This is a genomic window from Streptomyces sp. NPDC016469 (genome assembly GCF_040632905.1).
GTDB lineage: Bacteria > Actinomycetota > Actinomycetes > Streptomycetales > Streptomycetaceae > Streptomyces.
In genome coordinates this window covers 218793-233326 of sequence record NZ_JBEYCQ010000006.1, presented here as the reverse complement: position 1 = coordinate 233326, position 14534 = coordinate 218793, and the positions used below count along the sequence as shown (strand labels likewise).

Genomic DNA, 14534 nt, shown 5'->3' with positions numbered 1-14534 from the left:
CAACCCCCTGCGCGAGCGCTCCCGCGGTAGTACGCTCACGAGTTTTTGCACGCACCGCCTTCGCGCGTGTGCGGGGAGTGACGGGGTGGAGGAATAAGGAAGAATCGCCCCGCAGGGTGAGAGATGGGCACATACGAACGAGAGCGCTCGTACGAGTGATGCTGGGCGGAGCCGTCCAGGGCCTGTCCGGAAGATCCGCCGGACAGGCCCTAGCGGCGGGTGCCGCCGATGCGCCCCTCCAGTTGGACCAGGAGCTCGCTGAGCTGTGCGCTGAGCCGGTCGCGGGACTCGGCGTCGAGGCCGGAGAGGACCGCGCGTTCGTACGCCAGCTGCCGGGGCAGCAGTCCGTCGACCAGGTCGCGGCCCTCGTCGGTGAGGCGGACGTAGGCGACCCTGCGGTCGCGCTCGTCGCCCCGCCGGGCGATCAGGCCGCGCTCCTGGAGGACCCGCAGCCGCTTGGTGACGGCGGCGCCGGAGGAGAAGGTCTCCCGGGCCAGTTCACCGGGGGTCAGTTCCCGGTCGGTACGGCGTACGGCTCCGAGCAGGTCGAACTCCGCGCGGGTCAGTCCGGCCGCCCGCAGCGGGGCGTCCTCGGCCTGTTGGAGCAGCGCGGAGCAGCGGTTGATCCGGCCGATGAGCTCCATGGGCCCGGTGTCCAGTTCCGGGTTCACGGCCTGCCACTGCCGGACCACCGAGGCGACGATGTCGTCGGTCACACCGCTCCGTTCTCCTGGGCGGGGACGAGCAGCCCCTGCCGTTTCGCTGTCGCCGCGAGCGTACGGTGTCCGGCCTGCTCGGCGGCGAGCACCGCCTCCCGGGGCAGGGCGGGCTGCCACCATTCGCCGGCGGCGGTGTCGTCCGCCTCGCGCAGCTCGACCAGCGTGCCGGTGAGCCGGCGGCGGGCGGCGTCCAGGGCGGCGGGAGCCGGTTCGGGCGCGGCGAGGGCCTGCACGGCGTGGGCGCGGGCGCGTTCGGCGTCGGCCAGCGCGCGTTCGACGCGGCCGGTGGCGCGGCGGTTGGTGACCAGGACGGCGGCGAGGAAGCCGACGGCGGCGCCGATCACGGTGTCCAGGACCCGGTCGCCGATCAGCTCACCGGCCGGGTGGCTGCCCGCGTACTCCAGGACGAGGAGGGCCATCGGGGTCACGGCGACGGAGCCGAGCCAGTAGTTGCGGGTGATCAGCGCCTCGGCCGCGAAGCCGAAGAGGAGGCAGAAGCCGATGAGGGCGAGCGGGGCGGTCCGGGCGGCCGGGAGGACGGCGGCGAAGACCAGGACGCCGATGAGGTTGCCGAGGGTGCGCTGGAGCGTGCGGTTCCAGGAGAGCGTGACGTTGGCCTGGTAGAGCGAGGCGGCGGTGACGATCGCCCAGTACGGGCGGCCGACGCCCACGGCCGAGCAGACGTACCCGGCGAGGGCGCAGCCGACGAGCGTGCGGGCGGCTACCGGGAGGAGCGGGGAGCCGGGGGCCATGCGGCCCAGCAGCGCGCGGAGCGGGCGGCCGGCCAGGGCGGTGCGTTCGGCGTCGAGGCCGAAGAGTTCGGCGCCGGTGCCGGGGGCGGGCGGCGGGGTGGGCACGGGGCCCCGGGCGCGGGTGAGCCGGGCCCATTCGCGGAGGCGGCCGGCGTCGGCGGGGTCGGGGGTGCCCGCGAGGACCGAGGTCTCGGCGTGGACGACGAGGCGTTCGAGGGCGCGGCGGCCCGTGGTGGGGCGGCCGGCGGCGAGGAGGGTCTGCCAGGCGCCGTGCACGGCGGCGACGGCGGCGCGGCGGGTGGCGTGGCCGGGGTCGGCGGCGTGCGCGGCGGCTGCGGCGAGGGCCCGGGCGGTGGCGCGGCGTTCGGGGCCGTCGCGGCGGACGAGCGCGGGGGCGACGACGGCGACGAGCCAGGCGACGGCGCCCGCGCCGAGGGTCAGGGCGAGGTGGCCGGGGACCTGGGCGAGCGTCTGGGGGACGAAGAGGGCGGCGGAGCTGACGAAGGTGAAGATCACCGGTCCGGGCGGCCCGATCCGGGTCGCGTCGCAGAGCAGCTTCTGCCCGGCGGCCAGCAGCGCGCCGACGGCGATGAGGACGGCGGCCGATCCGGTGAGCGAGGCGACGACGAGGGCGGCACCGAGACCGACGGTCATGCCGAGGACGACCCCGGCGACGGTGCCGGCACGGCGGGCGTACGGGAGGTTGTGGCCGTACAGCGCGCAGAGCGAGCCGGCCATCGTGTACATGACCAGGTCGAGCCGGCCGAAGGCGAGGAGCACCAGGTTGGGTATCGCGGTGGCCACGACGACGCTGGTAGCGGGCTTGAACCACATGTCGGACGGCCGGTTCAGCCGCAGCGGGCCGGTCAGCGGGAGCCTGCGGGCGGCGGTCCGGCGGGACTCGATGGTTGTATCACTCACCCAGATACTTTAGCAGGTATTACACAAGTAAAACACCTGGATCGATATTGCCGCCGTTGCCGCTCCGATGGCCGCTCCGGACGCGCGGGCCGGGCGTGGCCCGCGTGAAGCGCACCGCACCGGCGCCCGGCGGTCCCTGCTGGATCGGGCTGAGCACCCTCGGCGTACCGGCGGCCAAGACGTCCTACGCGGCCGTGTTCGGCCGGCGCTGCGAGACCGATCCGCGCGAGGAGGCGGGCGGCTACACGAGCGCCCGGCTCGGGGAGTCCGGGGTCGCCGCACTGAGCCCTCTCCGCCAGCCCGGCCGGCCGCCGGCCTGGACGGTCTCGTTCGCCGCCGACGACGCGGACGCGGCCGTCGCGAGGGCGACGGCGGCGGGCGGATCGCTGCCGGCCGGCCCGATGGACGTCTTCGACCAGGGCAGGTTCGCGGTGGTGGCGGACCCGGCGGATGCGGCGTTCTCGTTCCGGCAGGGGCGTGCGTTCGCCGGGGCCGGCCTGTTCCACGCGCCCGGCACGCTCGGCCGGGCCGAGCTGCTCACCCGCGAGCGGGACCGGGCGCTCCCCTTCTGCGCCGAGGTGTTCGGCCGGTCCGTCCGCGTCTTGGAGTCGTATCCGCAGTGCGGCGTCGGCGCGAGGACTTCGGCGGCCTGCTGGTGATGGACGAGACGTTCTCGCCGGAGGTGCCGCCGCACTGGCTGCCGTCCTTCTCCTCCGAGGACGTCGCCGCGACGGCTGCCGCCGTGCGGGGCGCGGCCGGTGAGCTCCTGATGCCGCCCACGGACATCCCGTACGGCCCGGGGGTGGCCGCCGTCCCGGACCCCCAGGGCGCCGCGTTCGGCGTCCACCGGGCCGCCGACGTGGAGTAGGACGTCACCCACGGAAGAGCCCGCGCTCCCCCGCACGGGGAGCACGGGCGGTCCCGGGGCTCAGCCCAGGCCGCGGGCGTCCTGCTTGAGGGCGGTGTCCACGGTCAGTGCCGTCGCCACCACGAGGCTCAGCAGCGGCTCGGGCAGCTGGTAGTGGATCTGGAGGACGTAATTGTCCGCCGTCGTGAACAGCGTCTTCGCGAGCCCTTCCCAGGTCTTGGTGATCCGGGCCACCTCCTGGTCGTTGTGGTCGACGATCGCGAAGTTCCAGGCGCGCCAGTTCTCGGCCTTGATCGCGCCGATCTGCTGTCCGCCGGCCATGATCGCGAAGTTGATCTTGCCGATGGCGTTCTGCTGGACGATCTCGCCGACCGGCTGACCGTCGGGGCGCTCCACGACGACCCGGGACTTGATGAACTTCGCGGGGCGGGTCAGCAGCAGCTGCGGCTGACCGTAGGCGTCGCGGATCTCAAGGCGATGGGTCAGGTACTGGTCGACGCTGGTCAGGAAGCGCAGCACCTTGCGCATGGCGCCCTGGCCGACCTGGACGACCGAGCCGACGGTGTTGCCGTGCTGGTCGAAGACGCTGTACTCGTTCGTCAGCTCGATCAGCTTGGCCTTCTGGTTCACGACCAGGACCTGCTGATCGAAGAGCGAGCCGCCGGGGGCGCCGCCCTGCGGGTGCTGCGGGGCACCCTGCTGGGGGACGGCCGCGGGCTGCTGCGGCATGTGGACCTGCGGCTGCGGCTGCGGCATCTGGACCTGCGGCTGCGGCTGCGGCTGAGCGGAAGCCTGGGCCTGGTCGCCCGCGGGGTGGGTGTGCTCCGTCCACCGGGAACCGTCCCAGTAGCGCAGCAGCTGAGGGGCGCCGTGCGGATCGGGATACCAGCCCGCAGATACGTTCGAGTGCGTGGTCACCGGCGCACACTATCTCGCCATGGCCAAAAGCGAACCGCTCGCCCATGGATCCACAGGTTCACCGCTTCTCCCCGCGCACTGCTTGAAACTTCAACGCGCCACGTACGATGTGCGGGATGAACAGAGTGAGCGAGGGGGCGGAGCGGCTGCGCGGCACCGGTGCGCCGGTCGTGCTCGCCTGGCTGTTCGTCCTGGTCGCGCTCGTCTCGTGCTGCGCGCCCCAGTCCGTACGCCCCCACTCCTCCCCCGAGTTCGCCCCCGCCTCGGCCCTCGCGACGCTGACCGACCTCACGGTGGTCCGGGTCGTGGTGGCCGACGCCCCCGGCGACCGGGGTGTGGGTGATTCCTGCCACGACGCCTCGGAGCACTCGGCACCCGTCGTGCTGCCCGCCCGGCCGGGCCCGGCGGCGGTCCCCTCGACGGCCGTGGCGCTGCTCCCGCACCGCCCTCCGGCCGGCGGCGAGTCGATCCGGGGTCCTTCCAACGACGCGGTCGGCGAGGTCGACCCCCTGCGCCTTCAGGTTCAGCGGACCTAGGACGGCCGGGGATGCCCCGTGCCCGTTCCCGGGTGCGGCGGCTCCCCCTGCCGTACGCAGTCCGTCTCACGATCCTATGAACCGAAGGACCCGTCATGGCTCCCGCCGACAAGCAGAACACCGTCAAGCAGAACACCGGCAGGCAGAACAGCACTGCCGCCGCCCGCCGCGCCAAGCTGGAGGAGGCCCGCCGTCAGGAGCGGGCCCGTGAGCGCCGCTCCCGGATCATCACGCTCTCCGTCGGCGTACTGGTGGTCGCCGGCCTCGTCGTCGGGGGCGGTTATCTGATGAACGCGGCCGATGAGCAGGACAAGGCCGAGGCCCAGGCCAAGACCTCGCCCGTCACCGGTGAGAAGAGCTGGGACAAGCTCACGCAGAACCATGTGGAGAAGACCGTCGACTACCCGATGAACCCGCCGGTCGGCGGCGACCACAACCCGGTGTGGATGAACTGCGACGGTGACGTCTACACCCAGTCGATACCGAAGGAGAACGCCGTCCACTCGCTGGAGCACGGCGCGGTGTGGGTCACGTACACCAGCAAGGCGAAGCCCGCCGACCTCAAGAAGCTGAACGAGCGGGTGGCGTCCACCCCGTACTCGCTGATGAGCCCGGTGGAGGACCAGGCGGCGCCGCTGATGCTCAGCGCCTGGGGGAAGCAGCTCACGGTGAAGAGCGCCACCGACGCCCGGGTCGCGCAGTTCTTCACGAAGTACGTGCAGGGCCCGCAGACCCCGGAGCCGGGCGCCGCCTGCACCGGCGGGATCGCCAAGTGACGGCCGCCCCGCGCACCTCGCGGCCCCTGGTGCTGGCCGGCGGTGCGGTGCTGCTGCTGGCGCTCGCCCTGATCGCGCTGACCTTCGTACGCCCTTCGACGTCGGCGCCCGCGGCGGCGGCGTCCGCGTCCGCGCCGGCCGAGTCCTCGGCCGATGTGGGGTTCGCACGCGACATGGCGGTCCACCACCAGCAGGCGGTCGAGATGGCGTTCCTCGTCCGCGACCGCACCTCGGACGAGGCGGTGCGCCGGCTGGCGTTCGACATCATCAACACCCAGGCCAACCAGCGCGGCATGCTCCTCGGATGGCTGGAGATGTGGGGACGGGCGAAGAGCTCCCCCGGGCCGCCCATGGCGTGGATGGGGCACGCCTTCACCCCGCGCGGTGACGGCGCGCTGATGCCCGGTATGGCCACCGACGCCGAACTGGACGCGCTGCGGGCGGCCAAGGGCAGGGACGCCGAGATCCGCTTCCTGAAGCTGATGACCGCGCACCACAAGGCCGGAGCCGAGATGGCGCGGGCGGCGGCCTCGGCGGCGGGTACGAAGGAGATCAGGAACCTGGCGTCGGGCATGGCACTGGCCCAGAAGTCGGAGATCGCGCTCATGGCGGACATGCTCAAGGAGCGCGGGGCGTCCACCTCCTGAGACGAGCCGGGCCCCGCCACCGCACGGGGCCCGGTTTGCCCGGATCGCGACCGTACTGACGTACGGAATCGCATAGGCTCAGGTCCGATATGAAGAGCAACCTCACGCCGCTGGGGCCCAAGGCCGACAAGGACACCGTCCGGCGCAGCAACCTGAGCCTCGTCCTGCGGGCCGTCCGCGACGAGGGCGAGGGCGAGGCGACCCGGGCCGGTGTCGCCGCGCGCGTGGGGCTGACCCGGGCCGCCGTTTCCTCGCTGGTCGAGCAGCTGCTCGAAACCGGGTTCCTGACCGAGTCCGGCAAGACGTTCAGCGGGCAGGCCGGCCGCCCCGGGACCGCGCTGAAGACGGCCCGCACGGGTCCGGCCGGGCTCGGGGTCGAGGTCAACATCGACTACGTGTCGGTGTGCGTGGTCGACCTGGCCGGCACCGGCCGGGTCCGCCTCACCGAGCACCTGGACAACCGGGGCACCCCGCCCGCCGAGGTGCTGGCACGGGCGGCCCGGATCGCCGCGCGCACCCTGGACTCGGCACGGGAGCAGGACCTGCACCCGGTCGGCGTGGCCCTGGCGCTGCCGGGCCTGGTCTCGGGCGGCGCGGTGCGCCAGGCGCCGAACCTGGGCTGGAACCAGGTCCCGGCCGAGGAACTGTTCGCCGCCGCGCTGACCGCCGAGCACCCGGGCCACCAGGAGCTGCCGGTCCGCTCGGAGAACGAGGCGAATCTGGCGGCCCTGGCCGAGCTGTGGTTCGGCGGCCTCGAGCGCATCCGCAGCTTCCTTTATCTGACCGGCGAGATCGGCGTGGGCGGTGCGCTGGTCATCGACGGCGAGCTGCTGCGCGGGGCGCACGGCTTCGCCGGGGAGATCGGCCATGTGGTGGTGGACCCGAGCGGTCCGCAGTGCCGGTGCGGTTCGCGCGGCTGCCTGGAGCAGTACGCGGGACAGGCGGCGCTGCTGCGGGCGGCCGGGGTCGACGGGGGCGGCGGGCTCGGTGTCGCGGAGCTGGAGAAGCGGGTGCGGGCGGGCGACGGGCGGGCGGTCGGCGCGGTCGCGGAGGCCGGGCGGATGCTGGGGCGGGTGCTCTCGGGGGCGGTCAACCTGCTGGACCCGGACGCGGTGGTGCTCGGCGGGATCTACCGGAACCTGATGCCGTGGCTGGCCGCGCCGGCCGACGAGGAGCTGACGGGCCGGGTGGTGTCCGGGCTCTGGGCGCCCGGCGGGGGCCGGCTGCGCGCGTCGTCGGTCGCGGGGGACGCGGCGCGGGGCGCGGCGGCGCTGGTGATGACGGATGTGCTGGCCGACCCGGTGGCGTACGCGCGTCCGGCGATGGCCTGAGCCGCAGGGAGGCAAGGGAGAGGGGGCGGACGCGCTGCGCGTCCGCCCCCTCTTCGTGCCCGTGTGTCAGCGGACGCCGAGCAGGTGGTCCATCGCCAGCTGGTCCAGGGCCTCGAACGCCATGCCGCGCTCGGCCGCCGCGTCCACGTCGAACTCCTCGAACGCGGAGCGGTCGGCGAGCAGGCCGGCCACGCCGTCCTCGGCGGTGCGCTGGGCCAGCTCGTCCAGGCGGGAGGCGCGCAGGGCGTCCTGGACGGCCGGGTCGGCGCGGAAGGCGGCGGCGCGCTCCTTGAGGATGAGGTAGTTGCGCATGCAGCCGGCGGCGGAGGCCCAGACGCCGTCGTAGTCCTCGGTGCGCGGCGGCTTGAAGTCGAAGTGGCGCGGGCCGGCGTAGTCGGAGTTCTCCAGGAGGTCGACCAGCCAGAACGCCTGGCGCAGGTCGCCGGCGCCGAAGCGGAGGTCCTGGTCGTACTTGATGCCGGACTGGCCGTTCAGGTCGATGTGGAAGAGTTTGCCCGCCCACAGGGCCTGGGCGATGCCGTGCGGGAAGTTCAGCCCGGCCATCTGCTCGTGCCCGACCTCCGGGTTGACGCCGACCATCTCGGGGCGCTCCAGGCGCTCGATGAAGGCGAGGGCGTGGCCGATGGTGGGGAGGAGGATGTCGCCGCGCGGCTCGTTCGGCTTGGGCTCGATGGCGAACTTCAGGTCGTAACCCTGCTCGGTGACGTAGTCGCCCAGGAGGTCGAAGGCTTCCTTCATGCGGTCGAGCGCGACGCGGATGTCCTTCGCGGCGCCGGACTCGGAGCCCTCCCGGCCGCCCCAGGCGACGTAGGTGGTGGCGCCCAGCTCGACGGCCAGGTCGATGTTGCGCATGGTCTTGCGCAGGGCGTAGCGGCGGACGTCCCGGTCGTTGGCGGTGAAGGCGCCGTCCTTGAAGACGGGGTGCGTGAAGAGGTTCGTCGTGGCCATGGGGACGACGAGGCCGGCCGCGTCGAGCGCCTGGCGGAAGCGCTTGACGATGCCCTCCCGCTCGGTGTCCGAGGAGCCGAAGGGGATCAGGTCGTCGTCGTGGAAGGTCACGCCGTACGCGCCCAGCTCGGCGAGGCGCTGGACGGAGTCGACCGGGTCGATCGCGGCGCGCGTCGCGTCACCGAAGGGGTCGCGGCCCTGCCAGCCCACGGTCCACAGGCCGAAGGTGAACTTGTCCTCAGGGGTCGGTGCGAAGCGTTCCGTCATGGTGGTGCCGCCTTCAGGGCCGTGGGTCCGCAGCCGGTCGGTCGGCCGAACCTCAATTTGTTCACTGTCATGACTAATCATGCACGGGCAGCCCGTGCGACGTAAAGCCCCAGGAGCGGAGACATCCGCGAGCCGCCGCCGCGAACCTGCGACCGGGCCTGTTCCGGACGGGTTCGATCACGTAATTTGTTTTGCGTACGATCAAATACACCAGCGAATGAGGTCAGCCATGCCGCCGCATACCGTCGTCATCGGTGTGGACAGCTCCACCCAGTCCACGAAGGCGGCGTTCACCGACACCGCCACCGGCCGGCTGCTCGCCGTCGGCCGCGCCCCGCACGTGGTCACCGGCGAGGGCGGTGCGCGCGAGAGCGACCCCGAGGTCTGGTGGCAGGCCCTGCGCGACGCGGTCGCCGCCGGGCTGAAGGAGTCCGGGATCGCCGCGACGGACGTGGTGGGCATCGCGGTCGCCGGCCAGCAGCACGGCCTGGTCGTCCTGGACGCCGAGGGCCGTCCGCTGCGCCCGGCCCTGCTGTGGAACGACACCCGGTCCGCCCCGCAGGCCGCCGCCCTGACCGCCGCGCTCGGCGGGCCGGACGCCTGGACCGCGCGCACCGGTTCGGTCCCGGTGGCCGCGATGACCGCGTCGAAGTGGCAGTGGCTTCGGGAGAACGAGCCGGAGACAGCCGAGGCGGCCGCCGCGGTGCGCCTCCCCCACGACTTCCTGACCGAGCGGCTGTCCGGGCGGGCCGTCACCGACCCGGGCGACGCCTCGGGCACCTGCTGGTACTCCACCGCGACCGGCGCCTACGACCCCGAGCTCCTGGAACTCATCGGCCTCGACCCCGCGCTGCTCCCCGAGGTGGCGCCGAGCGGTGGCGCCCGGATCGGTTCGCTGACGGACGCGGCCGCCGAAGCGCTGGGCCTGCCCGCCGGGATCGCCGTCGCGGCGGGCACCGGGGACAACATGAGCGCCGCCGTCGGGCTCGGCCTGGGCGGCGGCGGGCTGCTCGACCACCCGGTGCTGAGCCTGGGCACCTCGGGCACGGTCTTCGCGGCGTCCCGGACCAGGCCCGCGTCGGCCGCGCTCTCCGGGTTCGCGGCGGCGGACGGTACGTATCTGCCGCTGGCCTGCACCCTCAACTGCACGCTCGCCGTGGACAAGGTGGCGGCCCTGCTCGGCCTGGACCGCAATGACGCGGTGCCCGGCGGCGAGGCGGTCCTGCTGCCCTACCTGGACGGCGAGCGCACCCCGGACCTGCCCACGGCCGCCGGTCTCCTCACCGGACTGCGGCACGACACGACCCCGCAGCAACTGCTCGGCGCCGCCTACGAGGGCGCGGTGGTGACCGTGCTGCGGGCGCTCGACGAGCTGTCGCGGGCCTGCGGTCTCGACCCGGCGGACCCCGAGGTGGCGGGCCGGCCGCTGCGCCTGATCGGCGGCGGCGCGCAGGGGCGCGTCTGGGTGGAGACCGTACGGCGGTTGTCGGGGCGGCCGGTGATCGTGCCGGGCGCCGGGGAGCTGGTGGCGCTCGGGGCGGCGGCGCTCGCCGCTTCGGCGGCGACGGGGGCGGACCCGGTGGCGGTCGCCGCCGGCTGGGACACCGGCGATGACCTGCTTCTGGAGGCGGTGGAGCGGGATCTGACGGCATGGGAGCGGGTCGGTTCGGTGCTGGAACGGGCGGCGGGGCCGCTGCTCGGCGGGGACCGCAACGGCTGATCGGCCGTCAAGGGCCGCTGTACGCCCGAGGTACGCGCGTACAGCGGCAACCAGCCGTTTTGGTTAGCGAACTGATGTTCACTACTATCCGGCGATGATCATAAGAAGAAGGCTGACGGTCGGGGTGGGCATCCTGCTCGCCACCCTGACCGCCGGGCTCGGCTCGGCGCTGCCGGCATCGGCCGACGAAACCCCCACCCAAGCCTCCCCCAAGGTCGAGCTGGTCCTCGACGTCAGCGGCTCCATGCGGACCCGGGACATCGACGGCCAGTCCCGGATGAGCGCGGCGAAGCAGGCGTTCAACGAGGTTCTGGACGCGGTGCCGGAGCAGGTACAGCTCGGCATCCGTACCCTCGGCGCCGACTACCCGGGCGACGACCGCAAGGTGGGCTGCAAGGACACCAAGCAGCTGTACCCGGTCGGCCCGCTGGACCGCACCGAGGCGAAGACCGCCGTCGCCACGCTCGCCCCCACCGGCTGGACCCCGATCGGCCCCGCGCTGCTGGGCGCCGCCGACGACCTGGAGGGCGGCGACGCCACCCGCCGGATCGTGCTGATCAGCGACGGCGAGGACACCTGCGGCCCGCTCGACCCGTGCGAGGTCGCCCGCGACATCGCGGCGCGCGGCATCCACCTGGTCATCGACACGCTGGGCCTGGTGCCCAACGCCAAGATCCGCCAGCAGCTGACCTGCATCGCCGAGGCCACCGGCGGCACCTACACCGCCGTCCAGCACACCGACGAACTGTCCGGCCGCGTGAAGCAGTTGGTGGACCGGGCGGCCGAGCCCGTGGTCACCCCCGTCGCCACGAAGGGCGCCGACAGCTGCACGGACGCGCCCGAGCTGAAGCCGGGCCTCTACACCGACCGCGAGAAGTTCGCCGAGCACCGCTGGTACAAGGTCGAGGTGCTGCCGGGTCAGGAACTGCGCGCCTCGGTCAGCGTGTTCGCCGACCGCGCCGTCAACAACGACTACGGGATGCTGCTGCGCGCGGTGACCACGCACGGCCGCGAGATCGTCCGGGGCTCCGAATCCGGGACCGGGCGCACCGACGCCATCTCGTCCGGGCTGCGCTACCCGAAGGCCGCGCAGGACGACGACGACGCCAAGCCGGCCGCGGAGACCGTGTGCCTCCAGGTCAGCAACTCGTTCTCCGCCCCGGCCTCGGTGAAGACCACCCCCGGCATGCCGCTGGAACTGACCGTCGACGTGGTGGACGCCCCCGACGAGGCGGCGGACGTCGCCGCGTTCGGCCTGGGCCGCGGCTGGTGGCTGCTGGGCCTGCTCACCCTGACCGGCCTGATCGTGGGTCTGCTCTTCGGCTGGATCTCGCGCTGGCGCATCGCTGTCTGGAGGACCCGCTGATGTCCCGTACGAGACGCGCGCTCGCGGGCGCGCTGCTGACCGGCCTGGCCCTGCTGACCGGGGCGTCGGCCGCCGCGGCCGACGACGCGTCGCCGAGCCCGAGCGCCTCCGGTGACGGCTCCGGGCCCACGGAGGCCGGCACCACCTTCCGTACCGCCACGGCGATCCAGCAGGGCGAGACCGCCACCGCCGGGGCCTCCACCGGCGACTACCTGTACTGGGTCTTCCCTGCCGACGCCGGGCAGCGCGCCACGGTGACGGCGAAGGTCACCCTGCCCGAGAGCGCCACCCGGCACGGGGCCCAGACCTGGCAGGTCGACGTGTACGACGGGCTGCGCCGACGCCAGGCGTGCATGTACGGCAAGCAGACCGGCACCGCCGCGGCCGACGCCGCGACGGTCGAGCTGACCTGTGTGCTGCGCACCGTCCGGGCCAACGCCGAGCCGTGGGCCAACGACCCGCTGCCGGGCAGCTACTACGTGCGCCTCACGGTCGTGGACCTCGCCCAGGCCGACCTCGGCCTGCCGGTGCGCACCGAGGTGGAGGTCGGCTCGAAGGACCAGGGCGGGTCCGTCGACGTGGACGGCAGCCTGTCGAAGCCGCTGGTCCCCGGGGTCTCCTCGGCCGAGCAGGCTTCGGACGACGGCACGGACGCCTCCGCCGAACCGGTCGCGCTCGCCGGTGAGCCCGAGGACGGCTGGTCCTCCGGCTGGTGGACCAGCCGCTGGCTGTGGACGGCCGCCGGCGGCGTGCTCGCCGCCCTGGCCGGCGTCTTCGGCTACACCGTGACCCGGGGCCGGGGCCGCCCGTCCCACGTGCCGCCGGGCGCCTGACGGATCGCCCGCCCGCCGGACCGGCCCGTGCTTCGGGGGCCGGTCCGGCTGCGTTAAGCGCCCCGCCCGGCGAACGCCCCCTCCGCCCCGAAGGCCAGCGCGGCGAAGCGGTCGCCCATGCGGAGGTGGGTGGCGGCGTCCGGGTGGAGGGCGTCGGGGAGGGGGAGGTCTTCCGTGTCCGCCTCGCCGTACAGCTCGCGGCCGTCCAGGTACCGCAGATGCGGGTCGTCGGCGGACCGCTGCTCCACCAGGCGGGCCAGTTCGTCGCGGATGACGCGGAGCGTCAGCTTGCCGGTGGCGCGGCCCTCGGGGTCGCCCATCGCCGCGAAGCGGACCCGCCCCTCGCCTAGGCGGCTGAAGTCGGGGACGCTGGGGCCCGGAGTGTCCTCGTGGATGGGGCACAGCACGGGTGAGACCACCAGGAGCGGGGTGTCCGGGTGGCCCTCGCGGATGGTGTCGAGGAAGCCGTGCACCGCCGGAGCGAAGGCGCGCACGCGCATCACGTCGGCGTTGACGAGGTTGATGCCGATCTTGACGCTGATCAGGTCCGCGGGGGTGTCCCGCATCGCGCGGGCCGTGAACGGGTCGAGCAGGGCGCTGCCGCCCAGCCCCAGGTTGACCAGTTCGACGCCACCGAGCAGCGCCGCGCGCGCGGGCCAGGTGGTCGTGGGGCTCGCGGCGTCGGAGCCGTGGCTGATCGAACTGCCGTGGTGCAGCCACACCTCGCGGCCGGAGGCCGGGGCGGGCGTGACGGGCGCGTCGGTGTGCAGGGCGACGACCTCGGTGCGTTCGTTGTACGGCAGCCAGAGCTCGACGTGCTTCTCGCGGTCCGCGAGGCCGTCGAACCGTACGGACCCGACCGGCCCGGGGCGGAAGCGCGTCGCCCCGGTCGTCATGTCGACATCGAGGACGTTGCCGCCGCTCGCCGAGCCCTGCGCCGCGAGGACGCCGTCCACCAGCAGGTCGTACACCCCGCCGGGCCTCGGCGGGACGCCCTGGTAGACGGTGCGGGTGCGCCGCGCCTCCAGTTCGACCACCGTGGCCCGGGTCCGGAACACCAGCCGTACCCCGGAGGGCTGGGCCTCGGCCAGGGCGATCTGGCCGTCCGGGGCCTGGGCGCGGGCGGCGGCGGGCAGGCGGTGCGGGAGCAGGCCGGCCTCGGTGCGCTCCACTTCGAGCGCGCCGCGCAGCAGGGCGGCGGTGACGGGGGTGGTGAACGGGAGGGGTGCGGGCGTGTCGGTGCTCATGGCTCCACCTGGGGTCGCGGGGTGCGGTCGGGCGGTGTCACGCCTGCCCCGGCGCCGGCCAGTTGCGCAGGAGGGCGTCCAACGCGTCCAGGGCCCGGGTCCAGGACTCCTGCGAGTCGGGGGCGCTGTGGCTGAACCCGCCCTGGGCCTCCAGGCTGACGAACCCGTGGAAGACGCTGCCCAGCAGCCGCACCGCGTGGGTCTGGTCCGGCTCGGTCAGGTCGTAGCCGCGCAGGATGGCCCGGGTCATCCGCGCGTGCCGCCCGCCGGCACTGGCCGCCGCCGCTTGGGGGTCCAGTGTCATCTGGGCCGCCGCATAACGGCCGGGGTGCTCGCGGGCGTAGTCCCGGTACACGTCGCCGAAGGCGCTCAGCGCGTCCTTGCCGGCCCGGCCCGCGAGCGCGGCGGCGCCCCGGTCGGCCATCTCCTCCAGGGCGAGCAGGGCGATCCGGGTCTTCAGGTCGTGGGAGTTCTTCAGGTGCGAGTACAGGCTCGCGACCTTGACGTCGAACCGCCGGGCGAGCGCCGAGACCGTGACTCGGTCGAAGCCGACCTCGTCGGCCAGCTCGGCGCCCGCCCTGGTCAGGCGTTCGGCGGTCAGACCCGCGCGCACCATGGTCGCCTCCTCGTCCGGGGACGGCCATCATGCGCGTACCTAAGGGTT

General features: G+C 73.8%; 15 protein-coding genes. 9 read left to right on the top strand and 6 right to left on the bottom strand.

Annotated elements, in window-relative coordinates; genetic code table 11:
- Positions 1-209: 209 nt before the first annotated feature.
- Entirely contained in the window at positions 210-716 is a 507-nt protein-coding gene (locus ABZ565_RS09135) for a MarR family transcriptional regulator (RefSeq protein WP_361022462.1), read from the bottom strand.
- Positions 713-2392, bottom strand: coding sequence for an FUSC family protein (locus tag ABZ565_RS09130; RefSeq protein ID WP_361022459.1), 1680 nt, complete (start codon positions 2390-2392; stop codon positions 713-715). The genes ABZ565_RS09135 and ABZ565_RS09130 overlap by 4 nt, the downstream gene beginning before the upstream one ends.
- Positions 2393-2496: 104 nt before the next feature.
- On the opposite strand from ABZ565_RS09130, the gene ABZ565_RS09125 reads away from it, so the two are divergent.
- Together ABZ565_RS09125 and ABZ565_RS09120 are read left to right on the top strand one after the other, a co-directional pair.
- Positions 2497-3051, top strand: a complete 555-nt coding sequence (locus ABZ565_RS09125) for a VOC family protein (protein WP_361022457.1) — start codon at positions 2497-2499, stop codon at positions 3049-3051.
- A complete protein-coding gene (locus tag ABZ565_RS09120; RefSeq protein ID WP_361022455.1) occupies positions 3012-3260 on the top strand; it encodes a hypothetical protein in 249 nt (82 codons plus the stop codon). The genes ABZ565_RS09125 and ABZ565_RS09120 overlap by 40 nt, the downstream gene beginning before the upstream one ends.
- A 60-nt stretch (positions 3261-3320) precedes the next feature.
- On the opposite strand, the gene ABZ565_RS09115 is transcribed toward ABZ565_RS09120, so the two are convergent.
- The gene (locus ABZ565_RS09115; protein WP_361022452.1) at positions 3321-4178 is read right to left on the bottom strand and encodes a phospholipid scramblase-related protein; all 858 of its coding nucleotides are present in this window, start codon (positions 4176-4178) and stop codon (positions 3321-3323) included.
- Between the two features lie 116 nt (positions 4179-4294).
- On the opposite strand from ABZ565_RS09115, the gene ABZ565_RS09110 reads away from it, so the two are divergent.
- The 4 genes from ABZ565_RS09110 (at position 4295) to ABZ565_RS09095 (ending at position 7468) form a co-directional block, all read left to right on the top strand.
- Positions 4295-4714, top strand: a complete 420-nt coding sequence (locus ABZ565_RS09110) for a hypothetical protein (RefSeq protein ID WP_361022449.1) — start codon at positions 4295-4297, stop codon at positions 4712-4714.
- A 95-nt stretch (positions 4715-4809) separates the two neighbouring features.
- Positions 4810-5490: a DUF3105 domain-containing protein gene (locus ABZ565_RS09105; protein WP_361022446.1), complete on the top strand. Its 681-nt coding sequence runs from the start codon at positions 4810-4812 to the stop codon at positions 5488-5490.
- Positions 5487-6137: a DUF305 domain-containing protein gene (locus ABZ565_RS09100; protein ID WP_361022443.1), complete on the top strand. Its 651-nt coding sequence runs from the start codon at positions 5487-5489 to the stop codon at positions 6135-6137. The genes ABZ565_RS09105 and ABZ565_RS09100 overlap by 4 nt, the downstream gene beginning before the upstream one ends.
- A gap of 89 nt (positions 6138-6226) precedes the next feature.
- On the top strand, positions 6227-7468 hold the full coding sequence (locus ABZ565_RS09095) for an ROK family protein (protein WP_361022440.1): 1242 nt from the start codon (positions 6227-6229) through the stop codon (positions 7466-7468).
- 66 nt (positions 7469-7534) lie between these two features.
- Here the strand turns inward: ABZ565_RS09095 and xylA are convergent, their stop codons facing one another.
- Entirely contained in the window at positions 7535-8704 is a 1170-nt protein-coding gene (xylA, locus tag ABZ565_RS09090) for a xylose isomerase (protein ID WP_361022437.1), read from the bottom strand.
- A gap of 229 nt (positions 8705-8933) precedes the next feature.
- Here xylA and xylB point away from each other — a divergent pair, with 229 nt between their 5' ends.
- The 3 genes from xylB (at position 8934) to ABZ565_RS09075 (ending at position 12623) form a co-directional block, all read left to right on the top strand.
- Positions 8934-10424: a xylulokinase gene (xylB, locus tag ABZ565_RS09085; protein WP_361022434.1), complete on the top strand. Its 1491-nt coding sequence runs from the start codon at positions 8934-8936 to the stop codon at positions 10422-10424.
- Positions 10425-10518: 94 nt separating this feature from the next.
- The gene (locus tag ABZ565_RS09080; RefSeq protein WP_361022431.1) at positions 10519-11790 is read left to right on the top strand and encodes a VWA domain-containing protein; all 1272 of its coding nucleotides are present in this window, start codon (positions 10519-10521) and stop codon (positions 11788-11790) included.
- Positions 11790-12623, top strand: coding sequence for a hypothetical protein (locus ABZ565_RS09075; RefSeq protein ID WP_361022427.1), 834 nt, complete (start codon positions 11790-11792; stop codon positions 12621-12623). Before ABZ565_RS09080 ends, ABZ565_RS09075 begins: the two co-directional genes overlap by 1 nt.
- A gap of 53 nt (positions 12624-12676) precedes the next feature.
- Here the strand turns inward: ABZ565_RS09075 and ABZ565_RS09070 are convergent, their stop codons facing one another.
- Positions 12677-13870, bottom strand: a complete 1194-nt coding sequence (locus ABZ565_RS09070) for a GDSL-type esterase/lipase family protein (protein ID WP_361022423.1) — start codon at positions 13868-13870, stop codon at positions 12677-12679.
- Positions 13871-13907: 37 nt separating this feature from the next.
- A complete protein-coding gene (locus ABZ565_RS09065; protein WP_361022420.1) occupies positions 13908-14486 on the bottom strand; it encodes a WHG domain-containing protein in 579 nt (192 codons plus the stop codon).
- Between the last annotated feature and the right edge of the window lie 48 nt (positions 14487-14534).